The 4,851-nt window shown below is 71.7% G+C and carries 5 protein-coding genes; 4 read left to right on the top strand and 1 reads right to left on the bottom strand.

Annotated features, from left to right (window positions below):
- Both B7767_RS49315 and B7767_RS16205 read left to right on the top strand, forming a co-directional pair.
- On the top strand, positions 1-464 hold a 464-nt coding region (locus B7767_RS49315), incomplete at its 5' end, for a sugar nucleotide-binding protein (RefSeq protein WP_143652494.1).
- Between the two features lie 15 nt (positions 465-479).
- Complete coding sequence (locus B7767_RS16205; RefSeq protein WP_085572811.1) at positions 480-1,292, top strand: class I SAM-dependent methyltransferase; 813 nt, start codon at positions 480-482, stop codon at positions 1,290-1,292.
- Between the two features lie 307 nt (positions 1,293-1,599).
- Here the strand turns inward: B7767_RS16205 and B7767_RS16200 are convergent, their stop codons facing one another.
- Positions 1,600-3,537: a glycosyltransferase gene (locus tag B7767_RS16200; protein WP_085572810.1), complete on the bottom strand. Its 1,938-nt coding sequence runs from the start codon at positions 3,535-3,537 to the stop codon at positions 1,600-1,602.
- Between the two features lie 212 nt (positions 3,538-3,749).
- On the opposite strand from B7767_RS16200, the gene B7767_RS16195 reads away from it, so the two are divergent.
- Together B7767_RS16195 and B7767_RS16190 are read left to right on the top strand one after the other, a co-directional pair.
- Complete coding sequence (locus B7767_RS16195) at positions 3,750-4,250, top strand: metallophosphoesterase (RefSeq protein ID WP_085572809.1); 501 nt, start codon at positions 3,750-3,752, stop codon at positions 4,248-4,250.
- 415 nt (positions 4,251-4,665) lie between these two features.
- A partial coding sequence (locus tag B7767_RS16190; protein ID WP_143652491.1) for a hypothetical protein occupies positions 4,666-4,851 on the top strand: 186 nt, incomplete at its 3' end.

Raw genomic sequence — 4,851 nt, 5'->3', positions numbered from 1 at the left:
CGGACCGAGGCCGGCGACGAGCTCGGTCACCGCCCCCGCCTCGTGGCCGACCGCGCCGCGTACCCGGCCGTCGGCGGCGCCGAGACCGACGAGGAACGCGCCACCCCCTCCCCGGAGGACCCCCCGCCGACCCGCGCACCTCCCACGGCTGCTCCGAACCCGTCGGCGGGCGGGCCGTGTTGGCGGAGCCGCCCGGGGCGAGCGCGGTGGCGCGTACCCCTTGGCCCCACGGGCTCCACGGCACTAACTTCGTGCGGACGATGATCGGTCCCGAACCCCGCCGCCCCACCGTCGACGTCCTCGACGGCCGGCGCGGGCAGCCCACCCGGAGCACGGACGTCACCGAGCACACCGCCGGTCTCGGGGTCCGCCCCGGCGACGGCGGGCACGTACGGTCCGCCACCGGTGCGGTCCTCCCGCGGCCCGCAGCACTCTCCCTCATCCGCAAAGAGCTGTCCCAGTGAAAGGAACGTCTCGCGATGTCGATCAGGCCAATGGTGAAGTCCGCGTTGGGCGAGAAGAACGTGCGGGTTCTGCGCCAGTTGAAGCGACAGATCACGGGCAGGCCGGTCGCGCCGGCCAAGCCGACCGGGCTGGATGCGATCTCCCACGACCTCAGCAAACTGGCTGTGCACTTCAAGACGGACAAATGGGGGACGCACCGTTACACGCGGCACTACCAGCGCCATCTCCAGCACCTGAAGAACGAGAAGTTCAACCTTCTGGAAATCGGGATCGGCGGGTACAACCGGGCCGGTCAGGGCGGGGCGTCGCTGCGTATGTGGAAGGCATTCTTCCCTAACGCGCAGATCTTCGGAATGGACATCCAAGACAAGTCGTTTGTCGACGAGGACCGCATCACGACCTTCATCGGTGACCAGTCCGACCCCGATTCCCTGAACGCCATCGCCGAAAAGATCGGCGAGATCGACGTCATCATCGACGACGGCAGCCACCGCAGCCCGCACGTGATCACGACGTTCGAGACGCTCTTCCCCCTGCTCAAGGACGGTGGCATCTACGCCGTCGAGGACACGCAGTCGTCGTACTGGCCCGAATGGATGGGCAGCGAGGACCTCGACGCGAAGGACACCAGCATGGGGTTGCTGAAGCGTCTGACGGACGGGCTGAACTACGAGGAGTTCGTGGACGAGAGCTACGAGCCGACCTACACGGACCGCAACGTGGTCGGCGTGCACTTCTACCACAACCTGGTGATCATCGAGAAGGGCAAGAACGCCGAGGGCTCCAACAAGCGCAGCGCGCTGAAGCAGCGTTACGCCAAGTCCTGACGCCGAAGCGGGTCAGTGGCGCGGGGCGGCCCCACGACGGGGCCCGCCCCCGTGGCCGCCGTACGCCGGATCCACCGGATCCGTGCGGAGGTGCGGTTCCTCACGACGTCGCCGTCCGGACCGGGCCGCGGGCCGTCATGGGTCACCGTTCCCGGTCCGGGCGACGCCGAGCGCCATGAAGGCGTGTCCGAGGCTTTCGGTGAGGAGCCGCCGTGCGCCGGGTGTCCTCGTCGAGCCGGACCGGCTCGTCCAGGAGGGCCCGGACGTGAGGAACCGGGCCCCTTCGGACTCCGGCGCCCGCGCCCCGTCACCGCCTTCCGCTGATCACGGGAGCCACCTTCGTACGGGCGGCGCCGAGCACGCGCCGCACCCCCCGTGCCAGTTTCCGCACCGTCTTGGGGCGGGACAGGGACACCACCGGCATCCGGCCGCCGACGGCGCACAGCGAGAACGGCAGCCCGCTCCAGGCGGGTCGCGCGGCATCGGGGTCCGGGCTCAGGGCGACCCGCCAGATCCCCCGGGGGAGCAGGGCGGGCAGCGTGGCCTCCAGCAGGGAGCCCGGCCCGTCCGTCCCACCGGTGAGCGTGCCGGACGCGTGCAGCGTCCTGCCGGAAGCGGTGAACCTGAGTCCCACCCGGGCGTCCCCGGCCGCGTGCAGCGGGATCCGGGCGCTCAGCCGGGTTCCGGAGACGGTGACGTCCGGCCGCCGCGTATCACCCAGGCCGAGCCGCCTGCCCTTGACTCCCGTGTCCAGCGAGAGATTCCCGTGCGGCTCGGTCCAGTACGGCAGGACCGCGCGACGGCCGGTCACGGCCGCGCACGGCTCGGGGCGCGTGGCGCGCGGGGCGGGGCCGAGCCGGCACTCCTTGGTCCAGCCGCCGAGCCTCACCCGCACGACGGCGTCCCAGACCCCGTCGCCCGGCAGCTCCGCGGGGTCGACGGTCGCGGTCGCCCGCAGCACCAGCCGCACCCGCTCACCGTCGTCGACGGGAACCGTCTCCCGGGTGAACTCCACGGGCTGGAAGTACTGGGCGGAGCTGGACCGTTCACGCAGCAGCAGGTCCGCGGTGGCCTGTTCGAAGCGGGCCGCGGTCTGAGCACCGACCCACGCCACCGCCTCCTCCACGTTCTTCGGGGTGTCGGCCAGTGGGGTGCGGGCGGCGTCCGCGGGAAAGGTCATCGGCTCGCGGGCGGAGGTGTACTCGGCGGTGAAACCGATGCGCAGCGAGCCGTTCAGCCACTCCACGCCCACGGGCGCCGCCGTCGGCGCGACTCCGGCCTCCCATTCGGCGAAGGCCACCACGTCGTCGTACCGGTCGGCCTCGGCCAGCGCGGCGACGACCTGCTGCGTCGGCTGCAACCCGGCCGGGACACCCGGGCCGAACCGCTCGACGACCACTTTGTGGATCTCCGCGAACAGCTCCCTGCGGTAGTCGTCCGGCAGTCCCAGCAGCCGCCGGCCCCGCAGCCGCTCCACCATCTCCACCCGCAGCCAGCGCCGGAACAGCCGGTCCCGCACCGCACCCGGCTCGGTGTACCGCTCGACGACGTCGAGTGCCTCCCGCAGATTGCCGAAGTACCCCACGGGATCGAAGCGCTGGAAGCCGGCGTTGGAGGCGTCGTCGCGTCTGATGTGGTAGTAGCAGACGTAGTCGCTGAGCACGGACACGTTGTCCGCGCGCAGATACGCCTCGGTGACGAAGACGTGGTCCTCCAGGCGCCGCCGTCCCTCCGGGAAGCGCAGCCCGATACGGTCGAGGAACTCCCGGCGGAACATCTTGTGCGGGGTGAGGCTGTCGATCAGCGGGGCGTTCTCGACCGTCGCCCGCGGATGGTTGCGGCGGAACAACTCCACCGGCACCCCGCGGTTCCTGCCGGCCATCTTCCCCACGACGACATCGGCGCCGTGGGCCACGCCGTACGCGTACATCCGCTCCAGGGCCTCGTCGCCGAGATGGTCGTCGTTGTCGACGAACATCACGAACTCGCCCCGCGCGGCGTCGATCCCCACGTTGCGGGGCTTGCCCGGCCAGCCGGAGTTCTCCTGGTGGATCACCCGCATCCGGGGGTCCTCGGCGGCGAGCCGGTCGAGCCGGGCCGGTGTCCCGTCGGTGGAGCCGTCGTCGACGAAGATCGCCTCGTACTCGTCGGGCGGCAGCGACTGCCGCCGCAGCGAGGAGACGCAGTCCTCGATGTGGATCCCCGGGTTGTACACGGGAATGATGACGCTGACCTTGACCGGCATCTGGATCTGGGCCCTTCGGGTCTCTCGCCGTCGCACGTGCGGGCTTGGTGCGCGTCGCCCGATCGTAGTGCCACGGCCGCCGCGTTCCCCGCTTCGCCCCGCGGCCGGGAGCCGCCGTGCCGGCCCTCCCGCACCCGCCGATCGGCGTGCTCGCCGGGTCACTGGGGGCGTGGCGTCCCACCGCGGGTACGGCGCCGCCTAGTCTGCCGTTCGTGCGACTGCTCCTGACCTCCGACACCCACCTGCCGAAGCGCGCCAAGCGGCTCCCCGCGCCGCTGCTGGACGAACTCCCGCGTGTGGACGTCGTGTTCCACGCGGGGGACTGGGTCGACACCGCCACCCTCGATCTCCTGGAGAGCCGCAGCCGGCGGCTGGTCGGCGTGTACGGCAACAACGACGGGCCCGAGTTGCGGGCCCGGCTGCCGGAGACCGCGTACGCGGATCTCGGCGGGCTGCGCTTCGGCGTGGTCCACGAGACGGGTCCGGCGCAGGGGCGGGAGAAACGGTGCGCCGCGCGCTTCCCCGGGGTTGACGTGCTGGTGTTCGGGCACAGTCACATCCCGTGGGACACCACCGCTCCCACGGGACTTCGCCTGCTCAACCCGGGATCGCCGACGGACCGCCGCCGACAGCCCCACTGCACTTACATGACCGCCGCGGTCACCGGGGGCCGGCTCACGGAGGTGGAGCTCCACCGGCTGCCCCCGCGCTGACGGGCCGGGCCGCTTCGTGTCGGTGGAAGCGGCCCGGGCATTGCGAGTAGGTGCGCTCTCACGGACCTCCTTCCCACGATCGGAGGTGATACCGGGCGACTACCCCCTCCCGTGGGACTCACACCTGATTGTCGGGTTTTCCGCCGGATCGCCCGGTCGCCGTCCCGTCGTGACCGGTGGGAAACGAGTGGGTCGGGTGGGTCAAGTGAGTCAGGGGGCCGGAGAGGCCGGACGGGCCGGTCCGGTCCCGTGTGAACGGGCGGACGGCGGTGGTGTCGGTACTGGTTGCCGTGTCCGAATAGGTGCAATATGTGGCGAGTTGTCCGGCAGTCTGCTGCCGCACACCCCTTCGGCGTGCTGCGCGCCGCGACCATCCACCACGCACGCGCGAACAAGTCGCGCCGGGAGTGCACCCATGTCTGACCAGTCGGCCCCACGCGGGCTGAACACCGACCCGTACGGCACCGAGCCCCCTCGGACCCTCCGCCGGGACACCGTGCCCGGCACGGAGCTGACGCGACGCGGGGTCCTCGGGCTCGGCGCCGCACTGGGGCTGGTCGCCGCGGGCGGTACGGCCGCCGCCGCGCCGGCGCGCCCCCCG

The organism is Streptomyces sp. 13-12-16 (genome assembly GCF_002114215.1).
Classification (GTDB): Bacteria; Actinomycetota; Actinomycetes; order Streptomycetales; family Streptomycetaceae; genus Streptomyces.
This window is presented reverse-complemented; position numbering and strand designations above follow the sequence as displayed.